The following is an 18804-nucleotide window of genomic DNA, read 5'->3' as shown; positions in this document are numbered from 1 at the left end:
CCATGGAGGACGCATGCCGATTTCACTGACATCCGGTTTGGGGGCCTCCCTTTTTCCCGCGCAGGCGGCCTCTCTCCAGGCCCAGGCGCTGGTATCCGCCGCGCAGCATCAGGACCTGATGATGGAATTGCGCCGGGGCACGATCCTCTACGACATCCAAGACCGGCCCGAGGCCAAGATGCCGCGTCTGGTCACGCTCTGGTCGATCCCGGTCCCGATGGAGCGGGCGGCGGATGCCATGCGGGACGTGGATCACTGGGCGGACTGGATGCCACGCTTCACGTCGTCCCGAAGACTCCCGTCCGGCCAAACCGGCTCCTACTTTCAGGAGGCCAAGATGAAGGCCGCCGGATTGACGATCCACTACCGCATCCTCGTGCATGAGAGGCAGCTGGACCTGGGCCTTCAGCTCTACTGGGGTCTCGATGAGACGGGATTTCACAAGGACCGTTTCGCGATGGGCCTCGCGATCAACAACGGGTCCTGCGCGTTTTATCCCTTGAGCGAAAACGAAACTCTCGCCGTTTACACGATCCACACCCAGGTCACCCCGCTCCTGCCGGGGACCAAGGGCAAGATCACGAACGCCACGATCGAGGAGCTCCCACAGTTCCCGGCCTCGCTGGCCAGCCGGTGCGTCAATCCCCAGTGGTCGTCGCGGATGCCGCCCCTCTTCCGCCCGTTCTCGATGCAAAAGGCGGGATGATCGCAACTTTTCGGCCGCGGGGGCGATGCGTAGCCCGATGCCGCTGACCCCCCTGAATTCCCTTCACTTGCTCGTGCACCCCCTGTGCGTCGGAGACCCTCGTGCGCCTCAGACCCTGAGTGGCCGCGAGGAGATGCTCTACGCCGTGCAGGCACGGCTGCTCTCCTTCCGGTACATGGATCGCGCCGCTTCCCTGGGGCCGGCGGACGCGATGATCCTCTTCTCCCATCTGTCGGATCAGGACCTCCGGGAGCGCGGCGATCCCTATGCCCGGACGCTCCGTGGCTTCATGGAGCGCTTGGACGGCCGCCTGGGCCGACGCCTGTTCCGCTTTCCCCTCTGCCCGGAGGTCTTCGAAGACTTCCGGGCCATCGGTCGCTGGAGAGGGGAAGCACGACTGCGCGGCTTCGACGCCGCCCCGGGCATGAAAACCCGCGCCTACGGCGAAACCTTTCTACACTGCGTGCGCCTCATCGCCGCGAATTTCCATGAAGGTCTGGATCTGGCCGCCCCCACACAGGTCGAAGTCGGTCTGACGGAAGCCGCATTCTGGTGGCATCGGACGGATGAGGAGGGAAAGGACTACGTCCGCTCGGTCTTCCTGCCCTCGGGACTCGCGCTCAACGAATCCATTCCGGAGCTGGCGCGGGAAGACGACCCGGATTCACAGGTTCAGCCAAAGCGCGGCGTTTCCACCCAGGATCCCGAGCTTCGCCTCGCGCGAAAGCGGCGATGAGCGGATGGCGGCCATCTCGATTCCCGCGTCGTACGGGATGTTGGGAAAATCACTTCCGTAAAAGATGCGGTCCGAGAATCGTTCGATTTTCTCCCAAGGGATCGGGATCGGGAAGTACCCCGCCACCACCATCGTCGTATCCATTCGAAGGTTCGGAAACTCCTCCATCAGCTCGAAAAATTCGTCCGGCTCGTCGAAGCCCAAGTGCGGCACGACGACCTTCATGCCCGGATACCGCTTGAGCATGTTCCGCGTAAAGGCCGCGCCGCTCACGTCCTTGGTCGTTTCCTTGTAGCCCTTGAGGCTCGGGCCTCCTCCCGAATGGATCAGCAGCACGCGATCATGCTCGAGGATCTTCTCGTAGACCGGAAACATGCGTTCGTCGTCGGGCCGGATGCCCGTCACGTGGGTGTGGAACTTGAGGCCTTTGAATCCGTACTCCCGAAAACAGCGGTCGAGAAGGCCGGGGACATTCCCTTCCTCCGGGTGAATGGCGCCGAAGGGAATGGCCTCGGGATGGCGCCGTGCGAACGCGTGCGTCCAGGCGTTCAAGGACTCGCTCATGCCCGCCTTGTGTGAGTAGTTCAGGACCACGTAGCGGGAGACGCCCTGTTCCTTCAAAAGGCGGGCGGTCTCCTCGGCCTGGACCTGGTACTTGATGGGCCATCCGTGCGTTTCGAACCACTCCCAGATGGCCTTGCAGAGTTTCTCGGGAAAGAAGTGGGTGTGAAAGTCGATGATGTCAGACATAGGCCGAGAATGACGGGGGAATTGGGATCAGGCAAGGCAAATGCTTGTAGGGGCGAACCTCGTGTTCGCCCGACACGCGTGGGGGCGATCACAAGGATCGCCCCTACACGGTGTCAATAATGATGGACCATCTGCGCATGGCACTCGCGGAGGATCTCTTCCGCGCGCCGGGCCTTGCCGTGGTCTTCGCTGTGGACGGCCAAGAGGATCTTGCCCTGGCGGACGGCGTCGTCGATCGCCTCCGCCTCGTTTTCCTTGAAGCCGGCGCCGATCAAGGCGCCCAGGAGTCCGCCGAAGCTCGTGATCACGGCGATGATGGGTCCCGCCGCGAGAAGTCCGGCGCCGGCGGTGATCATGCCGACCAGGACGGTCGCCGCGGCGACGACGGCGCCGACGATGCCGCCGATCTTGGCCGAGTGGACCGATTCGTTATGGAGTTTCAGGCCCGAGGTGATTTCTGAAAAGTCCTCTTCCTCGAAGGTCGCCTCGCTCATGACGACGTTGATGTCGTCGGAGGGAATTTCGGTGGAGGCCAGTGCGTCGAGGGCCTTGTGCACCTCCTCGCGCGATTCGAAGACCCCGCTCACGACTCGTTCATGAGGATGATGCTTCATGGCCCCCTCCTTTTTGATCGAGGGAGATCCTGCTCTCCCTCGAGCTCCCATCGATTGATCCGTGGACGAACCGCTCACTACGTCCAGCAAAGCCGGACTCTGTTCGCTTTTTGAAAATTTTACGCCTCTTGGCGGGGGGCATCAATGGGGCGAAAAACACCCTTCGACCTAGCTAAGGGTCATCCAGCCAGGTCCGGAGGAGGCCCGGCGGTAGAAGTTGTAATAGAGATACAGGACGCCGAAGGCGTGGGTCAGTTCCTCGAACGAGGAGGCTCGGAGCGCGGCCGTGACCATCATCTCGCGCGCGTCGGCGCGGCGGACCGCGATCGTGCGGTTGCTGTTGGCGAGCTCGACTTCAAGGCCCTGGGCCCTCAAATCGTCCGCCAAGGCCGTCCCGATCATGCGCTCCCCGAACGGGCGATCGACGTCGTAGGTCTCCATGTGGACGGTCGCGAGCATCACGCCGCCGGGCTTGAGCTGGTTATACATGTGGGCGAAGAACCGGAGCGGATCGGGCACCCAGGGCAGGAGAAAGACGGAGATGAGGAGATCGGCCCGGTCGTTCTCCGGCAGACCGACCTCGACGGCGTTGCCGGTCAAGAAGTTCATCTCGGACCGAAGGGTCTCCGCGGCCAGAGGCGGCTCCGGGTGGGCGGCCAAGATCTCTTCGGGAGGAAAGAGGTCGGCGGACGTCACGCGGAGGTCCGGCCGGAGGGACTTGACCTCGTGGCCGAAGATGCCCGCCCCGCTCCCCCAGTCCGCCAGATGCGCCCCCCGCGGGAGCCGGCCGATCATCTTGTGAAACAGCGTGTCCTGGGGGCGCAGCTTGGCGCCGCATCGGACGAGGAATTCCCGGCCGAAGGCGTCCCGGTCGTAATCCGCCATGCCCCGGAGGTTCGACTTGCCGAAACGTTCGATGGGGTACTGATCCCTCAAGGAGGCCTCCGCTTGATATCGTTTCCAATCCTCCAAGATCCGCACCCCCTCCTCCTGCAGCAAGGCGCGCGCGCCGAGATCGCCCATAAGGTCCCTCAAGACGGGGTCGAGAAAGGCCGGAAACCGGCACCAATTGTTGCGCAGATACGAGCGCGCCTCTTCGATTCGTCCCGAGCGAAAGTGTTCCGCGACTTGCACGGCCATGGGATGCGTGCGGAAGGCCCTTGGGTGGCGCGACAAAACGGGATCGAGGTCGGGGTCGAGGCTCGCCGGAGGCGGCGGGGTCTCGCGGACGCGTTGGAGAAGGCCCGCCAGCGTTTCGCCCAGGGGACGTCCGCGCGCCTGCCGGATTTCGGAAACGAGCCTCAGGGCGGAGGGGCCGATCGACGTCGCCACGCGGACGCCAGCGCTGACGGCCAACCCCACGGGCAGCGAAAATTCGCGCGGCTGCTCGGGATCGACGGCCATGCGCGTCATCTCGCCCAGCGTGCGCGACGGGATGAGGGCGTTCGCCGCAGCGTTCAGATGGAGCAGATTTCCAACAGACAAACCGATCATGGGCGGCCTATCGTCAAAAAACCGCAAAAGTTGTCACTCGATTGGGGAAAGACGCGGAGGATTCGATGCGACGCGCTCCCCGCCCCCCCAAAGCGGAAGATAAAACGCCTCCACAGACCTCAAGAGATCCACGAGATCGATCCCCATGAAGGGACCGGCGTGATGCATCGCCGCGAATTGAAGGCGCCGGTGGGCCTCCCGGCTCAAGTGCCGGGCCCCGTCCCATTGCCGGAGATGCACCTTGAGCAAGGCGGCCGCGTTCTGGATGAGCCCCTGAAGAAATTGCCCCTCGACGTCCTCTTTCCGGGTCAGGTGCCACAAGGCCTCCCAGGCCTCGTGCGACTCCCACAGGTAGCCTTGATGGTAGAGATCGATGCCATGGAGATAAATCTCGTTCTCCTTCCAACATTCGGGAGGGAGGTAGGCCGGCTTCTCCTCGATCTTGCCGTAGGCATGCCCCTTGGGATTCTGCCGGGGATGGGGCGTCACGCCCGGGACAAAGCGGTACGGCGGGAAAGGCCTTTGCGGACACAGGCGGGGGGCCTCGGACCAGATGGAAGGTTCCTGTGAAGACATCGAAAAACACCCTAATCGCCGCCCCGGACCAAAAAAAGCGGTAAAAATTTGCTCTAAGAAAGAAGATTAGACTTGACTTTTCCGGCGCCCGCGCCGGGACGCGTCAAACAAGCCCTCGAAATTGTTCAAAATTTTAGGTCATTCCACGCAACATTCACTAAAAATCGACGATAGCGCCTCCCGAGGGGACAACCGCATGAGGAGAAGGCGCCTATGACGCAGAGCAACCTGATCGTCGCCCAGACCGTCGGAAATCTAGCCCTTCAGACAATCCAGACCATGGAAATGACAGGCTCTTTTCACCCTGTGCCCATGGCGGCCCCTGGGCCTGTCAGCGCGGGGACGCTTGAGCCCGCCTTCTTTTATCCCTCTCCGGATGTCGGCCCGTCCCGCAGTTCGCTGCGTTACTTCCTCGCCGGGACCGCAATCACCGCCGTGGGAACCGCCCTGGCGGGATGCCGGTCGGACCCGGCCCCGGCGCCCATCCCCCACGAATCCGCCCTTCCGGCGAATCAGGGGAACTGCCCTCCGAACAGCCGGGACCCGTTTTGCATGGGTTACAAGGCCAGCGTCGGCGAAATGCGCCGCGAGCGGGAGGAGGGCCATCATACCGATCAGGCCCTCACGGCGTGGTTGGTGGGCATCGCCATTCTCTTGGTTGGAATCCCTTCGGCCATCATCATCATCCGGCGCAGCCGAAAGATCAAAAGGCTTGAGGCAAGCCTCAAGGCGGCTGGCGTGACGCCGGAACCTCCCAAGCCGGGCCTCATCAGCCGCCTGTTCCGGCGAAGACCCAAACCGGCGGCACTCGAAGCGCCTCCTCAGGATCCAGCCGCGACACCAGAGGCAGCGACCGTGGCTGTCACAACGGACATCACGTCGAAGGGCAAGAGCTAATCGGGAGAAATCATGGGCGATCCCGTCATCACCACGAGCGGCATTTCCCCCGGGCCCACCGGACCGGGAACGGACCCCGGCGCGAAAACGCCTCCGCTTCCTCCGGCTGCGCCGGTCACCGTCACCTCGGAGCATTGCCTCGACGCCTCCATCGCCGACCTGACGGACTTGAACCGGACGCTGGCGGGAAACCCTTGCGGGGCCGTCATGACCGGGCTCCTGCCCCAGATCACTGACCACGGAAACTTTGAGATCCAAATGGCGGGCCCTCTCAACGCCGGCACCTACCGCGGCGGCGTGGTCGTCAATCCCCATACCTGGATGGAGGCCCGTCTCTTCATTGAAGACGGAAGGATTCGAGGCACGATCGACTTCCTCCCCCCCCTCACAAAGCGGAACGGAATCCCCGGCGGCGGGGACGCAACGATCAGCCAATTGCGGATCAACACCGATCCGACGACGGGCGCGATCACCTTTGGGGCCACGGCCACCTATCTCAACCTGCCCATCCCCTTGAGGATCTTCGGCTTGGACGTCTCGCCGATGAACGTCACCGAGGAGCTGACCGAGACCCTCTTCGGGCGGAGGATGAGCTCCATCCCCGGTCCCGCGAGTAGCTTCCTGCAGGCCTTCTTTGAGGCCCAGGGGACCGAAGGCGGCCGGCTCGAAAATTTGGTGAACATGGCGGGCGTCCGCTTCCGGATCGTCGCGAACCGTCAGGATGGCGATCCCCTCGTTCCGGAGCTCGGACCCGTCAGCAACGCGCACATCCGTCTGCCGGAACTGAGGCTCTCCCCGACGGTCACCTTGAGCGACGTCGATCTGAACGTCGAGGTCCATTACAACGAAGACACCGGCGGCTTCCGGGTCGTCATACCGCACGCGAGCATCGGGACGATCCGACACGCCCCCACCGTCTCCTGCAACGGGGCTCCGAACCCGGGATCGGAAATTCACAACGTCCGCCTCGAAGACGTCGCCCTGGACATGGCGCCGAGAGGCGATCGCGACGCGCTGGGCAACGACATGTTCCAGGCGACATCCCAGGCACTCACCACATTGGCGACCCTCTGCTCCGGCGGGACCGGGGACTTGGCGGCGCTCGCCAGCTCCCAGCCTCTTTATCCCCTCAGCGGCAGCGGCCGGATCCTCATGGACTCGGGTTCGATCCAGGGCGGCGACATCACGCTGCACCCCCTGACCGGCGACCACGCCATCTCCTTTAACCTGACCGGACAGGCCAACGGTGACCTGACGGCGACTGTCGACGCCCCCGAGATCGGCCTCGATCACGCCGCCCTCGTCCTGGGAGGGACCCTCCTTCACAACCAGACGTCCGAGGTCGGCATCGAGGGCGCCCTCCTCCGGAGCCTGCACGCGACCGTGAACGTCCGGAGCGGCGAGGTCTCCTACAACGCGAGCTTCACGCCGGACCTCGCGAGCGCGACCCTCAATCAGAAAAATCCGGAGGGGAATCTCCTGGTCAGCGCGGCCCTCATGGGATTCACGGCGACCAATCCGATCACGCTCTCCGGCACGGCCGTGGGGACCGACCGCGAATCGCACACCCTTCACGCGGAGGGCTTAAGGCTCTCGCCGTCGAACGCCCGGCTCTTCAATCCCTTGGGAGCCACGGGTACGGCCGACTTCGGATTTTCGGGACTGGGGCTCGACGCCACGTTCACGCGTTCCGGCATGCGTCTCGACCGCCTCGTCCTGCCGGAATACAACGTGGGCGCCGACGTGACCGTGGACGGCAACCGCATCCGCGCCTCCATCGTCAACGGCCGCGCGACGGACCGGATGCTCGCGGGCCTGGGACTGGTCTTGGACTCGGCGGATTCCCGGGGCCACGCCTCGGGCGTCACGCACACGGCCTCGGTGAATACGCGCGTCGAGCGCCTCCGCTTCACCGCCATGGGCGGACGGACCTTTGAGATGACCGGAACGCTCACCGGCTCCATGGGTCTCTTGGACAAGCACACGAACGTTCCGGGCACGTTCACGCCGCCCGATTTCCGCCCGACCGTGGGGGGAATGAGTTTGAGGCTGAACGGCACGGTGCGCGAGATCGGCGGCTCGGGCGTCAGGCTCTCCGGATCCAGCATCCGGATCTCCGACGACGCCCGCGGTCACGTCGTGATCGCCGGTCACACGACGGTGAACGTCGACGGCGAGGCCATCACGGCCAGCGCCCGGATCGCCGCGGACCTCCACCACCACGTCCACGACTTCTCGTACACGCGCCCGGGGCCCGAGGCCGCGACCGTCCGGTACTACGACTTCGATCCGGACTCCGATCTGGCGATCCCCCTCTCCCAGATCCTCGTGGAAGCGGCCGTCCCCGGCGTCGGGACTCTGAGGACCATCGGGTCCGGCCGGATCAGCGGAACGCCCCGGAATCCGAATCTTTCGGCCAATCTCCCCTTCGGCGAGCAGCATTTGACGATCAACCGTCCGGGCCTGCCCGTCACCGGCACCGTGGATCTGACGGGCGGCGGACTGGACGTCCGCGGAAACCGAGACCGGATCTCGCTCGCCGTCCGCCCGCCGGAGACGGTCCACGTGGATTTCACCCAAGTCGTCGACGGCGTCACCTACCGGTACGCGGGCGACCTCAGGAGCGCGTCTTCCTTTCATGCGACGATCCACCCGCGCACGGGACGCGTCTCCTTCCGCGGCGGCGGCACCGACCCTCAACTCACGGGCGACCTGACCGTCACGGCGACGGCGGTCCGCGAAGGGGCCACGGTCACCTTGGGCTCGGGCACCGCCCACTTCGAAACGGCCTACTCGCTCTCGGGCTCGGTCGACGGGTCCGCGGCGCACCTGACGCTCTCGGTCCCCAGCACGGGGCTTTCGGGCTCGGTCACAAGCGCAATCTCCCTGGGCGGGAACACGATCCCCGCCGGCACGCGCCTCAATATCCCCATCCGCAATTTCGGCGGCACGATCGACCTGAACACGCGGACGATGGGCTTCACGAGCACCTGGACGGCGGGCGACATCGGACCGGCGAGCGTCACGATTCCGAGCCTCTCGCTCCCGGGCGGAATCAATTTCACGGACGTCACCGCCGAGCTCTCCGCGATCGCCAACGGGCAACAGTGGCAGGTCGACCGGAGCGCCTCCGGGGCGGTCTCCTTCCGGGCCCTGCCGGGAACGGACGGCCGCCTGCCCGCCTTTGAAGTCAACCTGGGCGTCCGCGACGGCACGGGCACGAATCTTTCCCTCACGGTCGGGTCCTCGTCGCGCGCGAATGCCATCGGCGGCACGGTGGATCCGGTGACCGGGGAGACCGTACTGACCGTCACCGGCATGACGCTCGCCTCGCGCGTCGGCGGCAGCGCCACCATCAACGAACAGAGAATCGATCTGACCGGCGTCACGGCGGACGCCAACATGCCTGCCCTCGAAGTCCGGATCAACGGCACCACGGGGGCTTTGCGCGTGGTCGCGACGCCGCCCGTGCCGACGGGAATCACCCCTCCTCCGACGAATCTGAACGATTGGATGGCCTGGACCACCGACCAGTGGCGCGATTACCAGACCCAGATGAACGGGACCTCCCACTTGGCCGTTCTCTCGGAGGCCACCATGAACGCCCCGGCCGCGGGAGCCCTCTTCCCGCAGGGCCGCGGCCGGATCTACGTGGACATGCCGCGGCTTGAACTGACGGCCAATCTGCGCGACCCGGCGTCCATGGGCGCCCTTTTGGGAAGGCTGCAGGAGTCCCTGACGATGCGCCGCGAGTTCCCGAATCCGCCGGCGCGCAGCGGTTCCGGCGAGCCCATCGTCCTCTCCGACGCCCAGCGCCCGCTTTACCGGACGACCGGCGCCCCCGGCACCCTGTTCTTCATCTCGGAGACGCGTTCGGATGGTCCTCCACGCCTCGACCCCGACCTGGGCCGCAACATGGAAGACGCCCTGGGGATCCCCCGCGCGGAAGTCGACCGCATCCTCACCAGCGGCCGCATGGAGGTGTCGGATCTCGTGACGCGCATCCGCAACACGCCGGAAATCCGGGCGGCCATCTCTGAGGATGACCTGACCACGCTCGTCTCCTCGTATCTGAACGACAGCGGCGGGTCTTTCCGGCGATTCAGCAACCGGCTGATCATCACCATGGGCAACATCCGCAGCCAGCTCACGCGGCTGGCGACCGTGGGATCCGGCGGCCTGCGCGGTATTCACGCTCACGCCTTCGGTGACCCGAGTTATCACAGGGCCCCCGCGCCGAACGACGGCACCGACATGCAGTTCCTGGCCGTCCTTCCGGTCGATCCGGCCGCCCTGGCGAGAATCATCGAGACCAACCCCTCCTCGGCCTGGGACCCTTGGGCCTCCGACGGGGAAATCAACGGCTCGCTGGAGACGGGAACCCTCCTGAACGACCACAGCTTCCGTGTGACGCACGTGGAGACGCGGGAAGGAAACATCCGGGTCATCCGCGTCACACCGACGGGAGCGAGCGCGATGGTCGCCTCGTCGCGCACCTTCCGCATCGTCCCCGTGTCCGGAGGTCGTTCCCTGCTCATCTTGGATCAGCATGAGGATTTTCCCGGGACCGACGTCGACGCGAGGCTCCCGCGCATGCGTTTGCCCACGCGCCCGCCGATCAACCTCGAAACGGTCGGCACGGGGGCGCTGGGAGCGCTTCGCCCCATGGCGCCGGATCTCGCCACGTTCTACGCGAACCGGTTCGCCGGCATGGCGGAAAACCTGATGGAGATGGGCACGGGAGTCCGCACCAGCGGCGTCGATTTCGACTCGCGCTCGCCGATCTCCCGCACCTCGCGCGTCGTCGAATTCCTGACCCTTGATACGACCGACGCCTCCGACCCCTCGCTCCGCATCAGCCCCGACGCCACCGCGGATGTCATCCGCCCCATGCTGACCGCGCGTTTGGGGGTGAGCGATACCGTCGCCAACCGCTGGATTTCGGCGCATCGCGTCCCTCTCTCCGAGCTCATGACCGAGACCCATTTGGATACCCACTTCGAGACCGCGACCATCCAGGCCGTGGCCCAGGTGGTTCTGAACCCGCCGGACACGGTCACGGACACGATGCGGCATTTCAGCGCGCCGACGGAGCGCTTCCTCCTGATGATCGAGGACCTGCGGACGGCGTCGGAAATCCGGGGCTCGGGAACGGGCAGCAGCTTCAACTGCCGCGTCCGCGGCATGCTGGACGGCCGATTCCACAGCAGAAGCACGGCCCAACCGGACACGATTGACAACCTCATGTACTGGTTCGTTCCGGGCGATTTGGGCGTTTCCCCCGCGGACATCACCTGGTTCGTGCATCACGCCGATCAGTTCCCGGGCTACTCCTCCAGTTTCGCGCCGTCCCGGGTCGTTCCGGCGTCCGAGATTCCCGGAGCGGTCGCGGGCCGTACGTACGTCGACACCGGTGTCGTCACGCCATCCTCGAATTTCAACTACCGCATCAGCGTTCCGACGGATCCGATCACTCTCCCGGGCAACATCCTCCTCTCGCCTTGGCGCCAGGAAGACCGACCCGGAGCGCGCGACTTCTTGGACAACCAGGGCTGGTGGCTCACACTTCCGATGCGGGAAGGCGGCTTCATCGTCGTGCGTGCGGGCGTCATCAATACGCGTCTCGGCACCGATCGCGATCCGACGGTGTCTTCGGCGGCCTTGAACGACGTCATCGGTTTCATGACCGCCGTCTTGAACGGGGCCCAGGACCATGCGGGCGTCGCCTCGCGTCGCAGCATCAGCTACGGCCGCGGCACGGTGGTCTCGGAGAGAAATGCTTCGATCTTCTAATTGAAGGAGTTTTTATGGGCGACGGACCGGATTACCAGCTCCACACCGACTACTTCCATTTCCGACTGGAGGTACCCGTCTTGGGCGCCTGGATCGGCGCGGGCCACGACGACCGGCCCTCGGTGAGCGGCAACTTCGAGGAATACGGGACGGGCGGGGCCTACGCGGGCGTACGCGGCTGTTTCGACATCCTGCGCCCGACCAGCGCGGACGGCGCGACCGGGGCCTTCTCGGGCGTCGGAGGCGGTGCCTGCTACGCGTTCCTTTATGATTCGGCTGGAAACATGCAACACCGGGCGGGGGCCGGCTTTGATCTTTTCGTCTTGGATAACCGGCTCATGTTCCCCATCCATCTGAACTATATTTATCGCGAGGTGTCCGGAAGCGACCCCCAACACGGCGGGGTCCTGAACATCGGTGTCCGTCACATGTTCTGGCGCGACCGGACCGACGGGCGCGTGCTCCCCTTCTGGGGCGCCGACATCGGCTTGGGCGGCATGGGCAACCGGCACGGCGGCTTCGGATTCCTGGAGCTGCAGGCCGGGATGGGGGTGATGTTCTGATCCTTTCGTGAGCTTCAGCCCCTCCCGCCAAAATTTCCGAAGATCGAGGCCAGATCCTTCGAGAATTGAACGCCTCTCTGAACGTAACCCATGCCCTTATCCGCCCACCCGGTGACCTGATCCACGGCGCCTTCCACGGCTCTGGTCGCCTTGGAAACGCCTGGGATCTTGCTGATCAACGAGACGCCCATGGGAATGAGGTTTGCCGGATTCACCATCGCCGACGCGACACCCGCCGCGACCTTGGCACCGACGGCTAAACCCTTGCCGATCCCCTTAAACACCTTTTTCACGCATCCGCCGGGCTTGTACATCGAAGCATATAACTTTCTTTTCGCTTCGTCCCCTTCCTGTGCCGCCTTCTGTTCAAGAGGCTTCATGTAAAGTTTCTTCATGTCCCCTTTGGATATCCCGAGTTGTTTTCTCAAGTCATTGATCGTAGCGCGCTTTTGCTTGTCGCTGAGCGCGGGGTTGTCCGCGATCTCCTCGATCTGTTTCACGACCGCCGCGTTCGGGGCGGTGCCGGGCGTCCTGAGGCTTTCGTGATTCGCCGCAACCGTCGCGCGGGCGCCGACGTACTCGTCGCCCGTGACGGGCCCGCCGCTTGCGGCCGGAAGACTCTCCGGCCAGCCGTCGAAAGAAATGATTTTGTTGTTCAAGAGACTGATCCCTCTCGTTTCCATCAGAACACCCCCGCATAGCGGCGCAGGTAATCCTGCGCCTGGCTGTCGTTTCCAAAATTCCGGTCCGGTGCCCCCGTGGCCTTGGACATCACCAGCATCAGGCCCTTTTTCTGGGCGTTCCAGCTGTTGCCACCGCCCAGGTAGGCGGCGAGGGTCTTTTTCTCGGAAAGAGGAATGTCTTTGAAAAGCCTGGCCCCGCCGGGACCCGCGTCGAAGAGGGCGCGCAGGAAACTCGCGACCGCGTCGTCCCGTTCCCCCTGGCCGGCGAGGGATGCGACCGCTTCCCGGAACCTTTGAGGGCCGTCATAGAGAGCGGTCAGGAGGTTCTTGGTCATCGACCGCCCGGACTTGAAGCCCTTTTCGTTGTGCGTGTCGACGGCGGCGAGGAGGTCCGAAAGCCTCGGTCGAGGCGCCACGAATGGCTTTTGAGATCGCGGGACGACGGGCCGTTGTACCTGGGGTTGAGGACGGACGATGGGCGGGGGGACCGGTGCGATGACCGGCTGAGGCTGAGATGGCGGCTGAGGCTGCGACGCGACCGGGGGGAGTTCCTGCGCTGGCAGCGTCCAGGAGGGCGCTTCCGAAGGACGTTCCGGAGCGATCACAGGACGATCACACCAGCCCTCGCGGAGGCGCTGGAGCAAATCCCCCATGGAGACCATGTCCCGGCCACCCCCCGTGTGGATCACGTCGTTGTCCCCGCCACCCAGGAGTAAATCGTTGGATGCGGGACCGCCGATCAGCGTGTCGCTGCCCTCACCGCCCAGCAGGGCCGCCGGCCCCGAACCTCCCTTGAGGTAATCATCCCCGACGCCTCCCTGGATGAAGAGAGGAAACATGACACTGGGATCGACGAAGACGGCGTCGTTGCCGGCTCCGGCGTCGATGGCGACGGACCGCGCGGCCCTTGGACCGGTGAGCGGAATCCGGTACCGGTCGTCGTTGACGTCGACGACCAGCCAGCGAAGGCCTCCGAGGCTCTCCTCCCGGGCGCGGATCAGATCGTCATGGCCGGTGGCCGTGATCCGGTGATTTCCAAAGGGATCGGATTCGAGCACGCTCGAGCGCCCCGCATGGGTCTCGATCCCCAAACCCGACCATGAATGAACCGACGACGCGGACGATGAAACCTGGCGCATAGCCACCTCCTCAACGAGGGCTATCGCAAGAGCGGTGCCAACAAGGGGATGCGAAAAAGGCGAATGAATTCCGAGGACGCGCGCGGACGGTCTCCGGCCGGCGTCTCAATTTCCGGACGGCAGGGTCTTTAGGTCCGGTCGGGCGTTTCGAGCTTTTTCAAGTGTTCCAGGGCGGGCTCCCTCCAATCTTCGGAGGCGTTCGGCTCCATCTCGAGGAATTTCTTAAGCAGCTCCCGGGCATGGTCCTTGTCCTTGCCTTCCTTGGCGAGGGCCACACCCATATAGAGGTAGGACTTGGTGAGTTTCGGGTCGAGGGCGATGATTTTTTCGAACTCCTTGACCCCCTCGGCATATTTCTTCCGCTCGATCAAACATTCCCCCTTCAGGGTCCGCAGGATGGTGTTTCCAGGGTAGTGTTCCAGAAAGCGGTCCACCGTGGACGCTGCTTTTTCAAAATTCTTCTCCTGAAAATCGATGAAGGCGAGCCCGATTTCGGCGAGGATTCCCGTCAAATGAGCCTCCTTGACCGCCCTCTCCAGGGCCGCCTTCCCCTCCGGGCGGCGGTCCGCGAAGAACGGCAGAAAGTGCAGCTTCCGGGTAAAATAGCTCCTCCAATAATCATAGAGCCCGGTCCCGAAGAGGGCATCCGCCAGCGTATCGTCCTTCTCATGGGCCTTCTGGATGGTGTGGAAACCGAACGAGACGTCGCGGAGCCCCGCGAACCACTTGTGGTTGTGCGCACGATAGAAACCGCTCACACCAAGGGTCCCACCGGCGATGAGAAGATCCCACGCCCCGGCCTCCGCGGGCGCGCGGGCGATCTTGAGGGCCATCGGGCGGCCCTTGGCCTCCCAGGCAAGATAGGCCGGATCGAACCGGTAATCGTAGTTGTCAAGGTTTCGGACCTGGTAGAGGGACATCAAACCGAAATACCCGATCAGCTCCTCGGGCCATTCGGTCACGATGCGTTTCAAAAAAGCTTCGGCCTCCGCATATCTCCTCTGCAGAAGCAGGTCCCGCGCGGTGATCGCTTTTTCGATCTGTTCGCCCGGGGACGGCCTCGCTTGGACGGGAAAGGCCGCGAGCGTCCAAGCCGACGCGAGAACGAGGAAAATAGTCTGAACTTTTCTTGTCAGCTTCATGACGCGACGTTATAATGCACCGCACCAACACGATGGAAAAGGAGAATCTCTCGATCCTCGTGATCGATCCCGTCACGGAGGACCACGTCCTCATCCGTGATTCCCTGCGGAAATCCGACGTCCCCGCCTCCCTCTGCTTTGTCCGAACCACCGACGAGGCCTTTGAGAAACTCCGCCACAAGACCTTCGATCTCGTCTTGACGGATCACGCCCTCCCTCACGCCAATGCATTTCATTTTCTCTTCGAAGTCCGTCAAATGGGGCTCGCCCTTCCCATCCTTCTCCTCACGCGCGACGCCTGCGCACGCGTGGCCCGCGAAGCCTTTCACCGGGGGGCAGACGATTTTCTTCTGAAGGACGACCTGGAGAGCCTTCCCTTGTTGGAGGTCATCGGGAGCTTGATCGAGCGCAATCGTCAGAAAGCCGACCGCCAGCGGGAGGAAAATCTCCTTCGGGACCTCGCGGAACGCGACGGCCTCACGGGCCTCTATAACCACCGGTATTTCGCAAAAGCGTTGGAACGCGAATTCGAGCGCGCTCGGCGATACCACCGCGACCTGTCCCTCGTCATGGTCGACTTGGACGGATTCAAGACCGTCAACGACGCCTGCGGGCATCCGCAAGGAGATCAGGTTTTAAAGCAGATGGCGAGGCTCCTCCTGCAGGGGGTGCGTTTCGTGGATACAGTCGCCCGCTACGGCGGCGACGAGTTCGCCATCATCCTTCCCGAGACGGATTTAAGGACGACGGCCAAGATCGCCAACCGGCTCCTCCGGGAAATCCGGAAAAGCCCTTTTTTTCATGAAGATAAAATCTATCCCCTCTCGGCGAGTTTCGGCGTCGCGGGCTTGAGAGCGTCGCACATGTCCCATCAATCCCTCCTGCATGAAGCGGATGGAATTCTCTACGAGGCCAAGAGGCTCGGACGCGACCGCGTCCTGACGCTAAAAGCGGTAGTGGGCCGTAATGAAGAGCCAGCGGAAGTCCCAGTCGGTGTTGTCGAAGTTCGTGACGACGTGGACTGACATGTCCGTTCCTAAGAAGAGCTTGTCATCGAGGACTTCGTACTGGACGCCGAAGTCCGGAATCATGATGTCGAGGGCCCCCGCCCCGTCCGTGTTGACGCCGCCACCGACGCCGCCGCCCACGTAAGGCACCCATGCGGGCGCCGAACGGATGTCAAAATGGTATCTCGCGAACGGAATGAAGGTGAACGCCGTCGGCCCGCGGAAGAAGATGTCGATGTTCATGCCGATGCCGATGTTTTCCCAAAAGAAGTATTCACCGCCGATGTTGAGGTCGAATCGCACCGGAGGGTTCAGCGCAAGACCCGCGCCGCCGCCCAACTGAAACTTCCCTTCCCGCGACCCCGCCCAGGCGGTTCCCCAACCCATTCCGAAGACGCAAAGAAGAAGCGCAGCCGAAATCAAAGCGATCTTTTTCATGAACTCCTCCTTAGAGATTGATCAAAAGTGCACGTGGCGTAACAAAGGACCGGTCGGACTGTAAAGAAAAAATCCTTCTCATTCCGAAAGAAACGAGGCCCAAAAGGGTCTCTTTTGACCCTCTTTTCCCGCCCTAGGGCCGGGACGTGATCCAAGCATAAATAGTTATATAACATACTGAAATTACTAATATAACAAACGTCGTATTGAGTCATTTATCATTTTGGTATGCCCCTTGCACTGCACCCCTCCAGGGCAAACAGTCCGGCAGTCGAATCCGGAGAGGGGCAAATGGGGCTTTCGATCCGTCAGGGCATCATCCTTGTACTACCCGCCATCGCGATCCTGTCCTCCTGCGGCGGTTCCGGCGTTTCGGCGCCTGGGATTTCGACCTCGGTGGAGAGCCCCGGCGCCGGCTCCTTTGGGGGGAACAAGACCCTCGACAGCATCGAAATCCTGGACCTCTCCGCGGGCGTCACCACGGTCTCCATGGACGACCCGGCGACCGACTATGTCTTGATCGTGAATTCAACGGAGCAGACGGGGTCCGATTCGACCGTGCGCCTTGCGGCGGGAGCCGTGGCGGCCCTGGAGACGGAAACGGCCGCCTTGGCCGCCGACGCCGGATTGGCCTCGGAGACCGAAGAGGGCGCCGGCCAACTGCACGACTACCTCCGCGCCGTCGAAAACATCGTGAGCGAGTCGGGCGAGTTCGAGGAGGTCCGGACATCCTCACAGGCCTCCCTGGTTTCCGGCGCCGCGCCGGCCGTCGGAGACACCTCCACCTTCAACGTTATCTCGACCATGAATTCCCTGACCACCTATCAAGAGGTGACGGGCGAGCTTCGGTACGCCTCCGGCGACCTCTATGTCTACGTGGATCAGGAGAACCGCGACAACATCTCGGACACGGACCTTCAAAAGCTGGCCTACAACTTTGAGGGCGTCGCACTCCCCCGAGAACGAGCCCTCTTCGGCCATGAGTCGGACATCAACCTGGACGGCCATATCACGATTCTCATGACCTGTACGGTCAACCGGATGGCGACCTCCGGAGGGATCGTGACCGGGTTCTTCTTTCCCGGCGATCTGTATCAGAGGAGTTCGGTCAATCCCGCCTCGAACGCCCAGGAAATCTTCTACACGTTGGTTCCCGATCCGGACGGCAAGTGCGGGGCCTCGGTCACGGCCGATTTCGCGGTGACCAACATCCTGCCCGGCGTGCTCGCCCACGAATACCAGCACATGAATAGCTTCCAGCAGCATGTCTTCAAGAACAAAGGCTCCACCGAGGAACCTTGGCTCAACGAATGCCTCTCGCACTTTTCGGAGGATCTGACGGGTTTCGGCAACGAGAACCCTTCCCGCGTGAAGCTGTTTCTCTCGCAGCCGTCCCGGACATCGATCATCTCGGCCGGATCCCCGACACTGCCCGAGCGCGGCGCCTGCTACACGTTCCTGCGCTACCTCTATGAACAGAGCCCGGACGGAGACGCTTTCTTGAGCGGCCTCTACGCGAGCCCGTTCACGGGCGTCGCCAATCTCGAGGCGGCTTGGAACGGTACTGACGCCGATTTTGACGAATTCCCGGAATTCGTAAGCCGATGGTCGCTTGCCCTTTCCCTCTCGGAGACCGGAGCCACCTCCGATCCCCGATACAATTACCAAGGGCGAAGCGTCGACTCGCAATCGGGAAATATCACGGGGCTGTGCGTCCGTTGCGACGCTCAGGACGGACGAGGGACCGTCCTGGACGGCCCCGTGACGACGACGGTCGCGACGTATCCGGCCACGAACATTCTGAAGGGCACGGCGTCGCAGTACTACCGTCTCGCCACGCCCGCGGACGCGCTCACCGTGTCCGGCGCCGGCGAGGCAAGCCTGACCGGGGCTTTGATCCGGTTGAAGTAATCACCTTGGCCCTGCTCTGGCCTTCGCCGCCCTGCGAGGCCAGTTGCCCCGTGCCCCTCCTTCACGAAGGGATGTGAAGGAGGGGCACTTTCCTTTTAACTCCTTTACATTGAGACCTTCGCCTGTATACTCAACCTCACCGATGTTCCCGTTATTATTCGAAATTCCGCTTTTCGGGGGGATCAAGGTTTATACGTACGGGGTCCTCGTCGCCTTGGGGTTCGTGGCGGGCATTTGGTGGTCGACCCGAGAGGCGAAATTCGTCCGGATCAAGACGGACTTCGTCCTCGACCTCTCCTTCTACATCATCGTCGCGGCCTTGGTCGGTTCCCGCATCCTTTACATCGCCATCGAC

At 63.4% G+C, this 18804-nt stretch carries 16 protein-coding genes; 8 read left to right on the top strand and 8 right to left on the bottom strand.

What is annotated here, in order from left to right:
* The first annotated feature begins 13 nt into the window (after positions 1 to 13).
* Both VLJ37_09475 and VLJ37_09470 read left to right on the top strand, forming a co-directional pair.
* Positions 14 to 706: an SRPBCC family protein gene (locus VLJ37_09475; protein HSA59898.1), complete on the top strand. Its 693-nt coding sequence runs from the start codon at positions 14 to 16 to the stop codon at positions 704 to 706.
* A gap of 37 nt (positions 707 to 743) precedes the next feature.
* Entirely contained in the window at positions 744 to 1442 is a 699-nt protein-coding gene (locus VLJ37_09470; protein ID HSA59897.1) for a hypothetical protein, read from the top strand.
* Here VLJ37_09470 and VLJ37_09465 read toward each other — a convergent pair.
* The 4 genes from VLJ37_09465 to VLJ37_09450 form a co-directional block, all read right to left on the bottom strand.
* Positions 1371 to 2192, bottom strand: coding sequence for an amidohydrolase family protein (locus VLJ37_09465; GenBank protein HSA59896.1), 822 nt, complete (start codon positions 2190 to 2192; stop codon positions 1371 to 1373). The two genes, VLJ37_09470 and VLJ37_09465, sit on opposite strands and share 72 nt — an antisense overlap.
* Before the next feature lie 113 nt (positions 2193 to 2305).
* Positions 2306 to 2806: a hypothetical protein gene (locus VLJ37_09460; GenBank protein HSA59895.1), complete on the bottom strand. Its 501-nt coding sequence runs from the start codon at positions 2804 to 2806 to the stop codon at positions 2306 to 2308.
* Between the two features lie 168 nt (positions 2807 to 2974).
* Complete coding sequence (locus VLJ37_09455; GenBank protein HSA59894.1) at positions 2975 to 4300, bottom strand: methyltransferase domain-containing protein; 1326 nt, start codon at positions 4298 to 4300, stop codon at positions 2975 to 2977.
* Between the two features lie 33 nt (positions 4301 to 4333).
* Entirely contained in the window at positions 4334 to 4876 is a 543-nt protein-coding gene (locus VLJ37_09450) for a DUF309 domain-containing protein (protein ID HSA59893.1), read from the bottom strand.
* Between the two features lie 213 nt (positions 4877 to 5089).
* Between VLJ37_09450 and VLJ37_09445 the strand changes: the two genes are divergently transcribed.
* The 3 genes from VLJ37_09445 to VLJ37_09435 are packed head-to-tail and all read left to right on the top strand — an operon-like array spanning position 5090 to position 12129.
* Positions 5090 to 5773, top strand: coding sequence for a hypothetical protein (locus VLJ37_09445; protein ID HSA59892.1), 684 nt, complete (start codon positions 5090 to 5092; stop codon positions 5771 to 5773).
* A gap of 12 nt (positions 5774 to 5785) precedes the next feature.
* A complete protein-coding gene (locus VLJ37_09440; GenBank protein HSA59891.1) occupies positions 5786 to 11566 on the top strand; it encodes a hypothetical protein in 5781 nt (1926 codons plus the stop codon).
* A gap of 14 nt (positions 11567 to 11580) precedes the next feature.
* Positions 11581 to 12129, top strand: coding sequence for a hypothetical protein (locus VLJ37_09435; GenBank protein HSA59890.1), 549 nt, complete (start codon positions 11581 to 11583; stop codon positions 12127 to 12129).
* Positions 12130 to 12143: 14 nt separating this feature from the next.
* Here VLJ37_09435 and VLJ37_09430 read toward each other — a convergent pair whose 3' ends face one another.
* From VLJ37_09430 to VLJ37_09420, 3 genes are all read right to left on the bottom strand, one after another.
* Positions 12144 to 12812: a hypothetical protein gene (locus VLJ37_09430; protein HSA59889.1), complete on the bottom strand. Its 669-nt coding sequence runs from the start codon at positions 12810 to 12812 to the stop codon at positions 12144 to 12146.
* Positions 12812 to 13951, bottom strand: coding sequence for a calcium-binding protein (locus tag VLJ37_09425; GenBank protein HSA59888.1), 1140 nt, complete (start codon positions 13949 to 13951; stop codon positions 12812 to 12814). The genes VLJ37_09430 and VLJ37_09425 overlap by 1 nt, the downstream gene beginning before the upstream one ends.
* Before the next feature lie 128 nt (positions 13952 to 14079).
* Entirely contained in the window at positions 14080 to 15093 is a 1014-nt protein-coding gene (locus tag VLJ37_09420) for a tetratricopeptide repeat protein (protein HSA59887.1), read from the bottom strand.
* Positions 15094 to 15107: 14 nt separating this feature from the next.
* Here VLJ37_09420 and VLJ37_09415 point away from each other — a divergent pair, with 14 nt between their 5' ends.
* A complete protein-coding gene (locus VLJ37_09415; GenBank protein HSA59886.1) occupies positions 15108 to 16118 on the top strand; it encodes a diguanylate cyclase in 1011 nt (336 codons plus the stop codon).
* Here the strand turns inward: VLJ37_09415 and VLJ37_09410 are convergent.
* A complete protein-coding gene (locus VLJ37_09410) occupies positions 16038 to 16538 on the bottom strand; it encodes a hypothetical protein (protein ID HSA59885.1) in 501 nt (166 codons plus the stop codon). The two genes, VLJ37_09415 and VLJ37_09410, sit on opposite strands and share 81 nt — an antisense overlap.
* A gap of 291 nt (positions 16539 to 16829) precedes the next feature.
* Here VLJ37_09410 and VLJ37_09405 point away from each other — a divergent pair, with 291 nt between their 5' ends.
* Both VLJ37_09405 and VLJ37_09400 read left to right on the top strand, forming a co-directional pair.
* Positions 16830 to 18449 carry a hypothetical protein gene (locus VLJ37_09405; GenBank protein ID HSA59884.1) on the top strand — a complete coding sequence of 540 codons (1620 nt, stop codon included), beginning with the start codon at positions 16830 to 16832 and terminating at the stop codon, positions 18447 to 18449.
* Between the two features lie 142 nt (positions 18450 to 18591).
* Positions 18592 to 18804: prolipoprotein diacylglyceryl transferase family protein (locus tag VLJ37_09400; GenBank protein ID HSA59883.1), on the top strand; the 213-nt coding region annotated here is incomplete at its 3' end.

It is taken from the genome of bacterium (assembly GCA_035454885.1).
Classification (GTDB): Bacteria; UBA10199; UBA10199; order JACPAL01.
Note: the sequence above shows the minus strand (reverse complement) of the source record. Positions and strands in the feature narration are given on the sequence as shown.

Bases quoted from the DNA above. Each gene is read 5' to 3' on its own strand.
- VLJ37_09470 (HSA59897.1), top strand. From the start codon at position 744: ATGCCGCTGACCCCCCTGAATTCCCTTCACTTGCTCGTGCACCCCCTG.
- VLJ37_09430 (HSA59889.1), bottom strand. From the start codon at position 12,812: ATGGAAACGAGAGGGATCAGTCTCTTGAACAACAAAATCATTTCTTTC.
- VLJ37_09415 (HSA59886.1), top strand. From the start codon at position 15,108: ATGCACCGCACCAACACGATGGAAAAGGAGAATCTCTCGATCCTCGTG.
- VLJ37_09465 (HSA59896.1), bottom strand. From the start codon at position 2,192: ATGTCTGACATCATCGACTTTCACACCCACTTCTTTCCCGAGAAACTC.
- VLJ37_09455 (HSA59894.1), bottom strand. From the start codon at position 4,300: ATGATCGGTTTGTCTGTTGGAAATCTGCTCCATCTGAACGCTGCGGCG.
- VLJ37_09435 (HSA59890.1), top strand. From the start codon at position 11,581: ATGGGCGACGGACCGGATTACCAGCTCCACACCGACTACTTCCATTTC.
- VLJ37_09445 (HSA59892.1), top strand. From the start codon at position 5,090: ATGACGCAGAGCAACCTGATCGTCGCCCAGACCGTCGGAAATCTAGCC.
- VLJ37_09440 (HSA59891.1), top strand. From the start codon at position 5,786: ATGGGCGATCCCGTCATCACCACGAGCGGCATTTCCCCCGGGCCCACC.
- VLJ37_09460 (HSA59895.1), bottom strand. From the start codon at position 2,806: ATGAAGCATCATCCTCATGAACGAGTCGTGAGCGGGGTCTTCGAATCG.
- VLJ37_09475 (HSA59898.1), top strand. From the start codon at position 14: ATGCCGATTTCACTGACATCCGGTTTGGGGGCCTCCCTTTTTCCCGCG.
- VLJ37_09410 (HSA59885.1), bottom strand. From the start codon at position 16,538: ATGAAAAAGATCGCTTTGATTTCGGCTGCGCTTCTTCTTTGCGTCTTC.
- VLJ37_09420 (HSA59887.1), bottom strand. From the start codon at position 15,093: ATGAAGCTGACAAGAAAAGTTCAGACTATTTTCCTCGTTCTCGCGTCG.
- VLJ37_09425 (HSA59888.1), bottom strand. From the start codon at position 13,951: ATGCGCCAGGTTTCATCGTCCGCGTCGTCGGTTCATTCATGGTCGGGT.
- VLJ37_09450 (HSA59893.1), bottom strand. From the start codon at position 4,876: ATGTCTTCACAGGAACCTTCCATCTGGTCCGAGGCCCCCCGCCTGTGT.
- VLJ37_09405 (HSA59884.1), top strand. From the start codon at position 16,830: ATGGGGCTTTCGATCCGTCAGGGCATCATCCTTGTACTACCCGCCATC.